This window comes from Neopusillimonas maritima, assembly GCF_003576595.1.
Classification (GTDB): Bacteria; Pseudomonadota; Gammaproteobacteria; order Burkholderiales; family Burkholderiaceae_B; genus Neopusillimonas; species Neopusillimonas maritima.
Map to the genome: position 1 here is coordinate 1 of NZ_NQOU01000024.1, position 1,192 is coordinate 1,192.

The 1,192-nt window shown below is 58.2% G+C and carries 1 protein-coding gene; it reads right to left on the bottom strand.

Going from position 1 to position 1,192, the window contains the following annotated elements; all coding sequences use genetic code 11:
• On the bottom strand, window positions 1-1,191 hold the full coding sequence (gene tuf, locus CJO09_RS15545) for an elongation factor Tu (protein WP_119443168.1): 1,191 nt from the start codon (window positions 1,189-1,191) through the stop codon (window positions 1-3).
• Between the last annotated feature and the right edge of the window lies 1 nt (window position 1,192).

Here is a 1,192-nt window from a genome sequence, read left to right on the forward strand (position 1 = left end):
TTACTTAAGAATTTTAGCGACGACGCCGGCGCCCACGGTACGACCACCTTCGCGAATCGCAAAGCGCAGACCTTCTTCCATCGCAATCGGGGCAATCAGCTTGACCGTCATGGCCACGTTATCACCGGGCAACACCATTTCCTTGTCGGCCGGCAGATCAATCGTACCCGTTACGTCGGTCGTACGGAAGTAGAACTGAGGACGATACCCGTTAAAGAACGGCGTATGACGGCCACCCTCTTCCTTGGACAGAATGTACACCTCGGCTGTAAAGTCGGTGTGCGGGTTGATCGAGCCGGGCTTGGCCAGCACCTGACCACGCTCAACGTCTTCACGCTTGGTGCCACGCAGCAAAATACCCACGTTATCACCGGCCTGACCCTGGTCAAGCAGCTTGCGGAACATTTCCACGCCCGTGCAAGTGGTCTTGACCGTGTCTTTGATACCCACGATTTCGATCTCTTCACCGACCTTGACCACACCGCGCTCGATACGGCCCGTTACCACCGTGCCACGACCCGAGATCGAGAACACGTCTTCCACAGGCATCAGGAACGAGCCATCCACCGCACGCTCTGGCGTGGGAATGTAAGTGTCCAGTGCTTCGGCCAGTGCCATAATGGCTTGCTTGCCCAAAGGACCTTCGTCGCCTTCCAGCGCTTTGAGTGCCGAACCCTTGATGATCGGGGTGTCGTCGCCGGGGAAGTCGTAGTTGGACAGCAGCTCGCGCACTTCCATTTCCACCAGCTCAAGCAGTTCCTCGTCATCCACCATGTCGGCCTTGTTCAGGAACACGATGATGTAAGGCACGCCCACCTGGCGGCTCAGCAGAATGTGCTCACGCGTTTGGGGCATGGGGCCGTCGGCGGCCGATACCACCAGAATCGCGCCGTCCATCTGCGCCGCACCGGTAATCATGTTCTTCACATAGTCGGCGTGGCCCGGGCAATCAACGTGTGCGTAGTGGCGGGTGGCCGTTTCGTACTCAACGTGCGAAGTGTTAATCGTAATACCGCGTGCCTTCTCTTCAGGAGCCGCGTCAATCTGGTCGTAACCACGCGCCTCGCCACCGAAGGACGTTGACAGCACCGTGGTCAGCGCCGCGGTGAGTGTCGTTTTGCCGTGGTCAACGTGGCCAATCGTGCCCACGTTTACGTGCGGTTTGGTCCGCTCAAATTTTCCTTTTGCCATG

Bases quoted from the DNA above. Each gene is read 5' to 3' on its own strand.
- tuf (WP_119443168.1), bottom strand. From the start codon at position 1,191: ATGGCAAAAGGAAAATTTGAGCGGACCAAACCGCACGTAAACGTGGGC.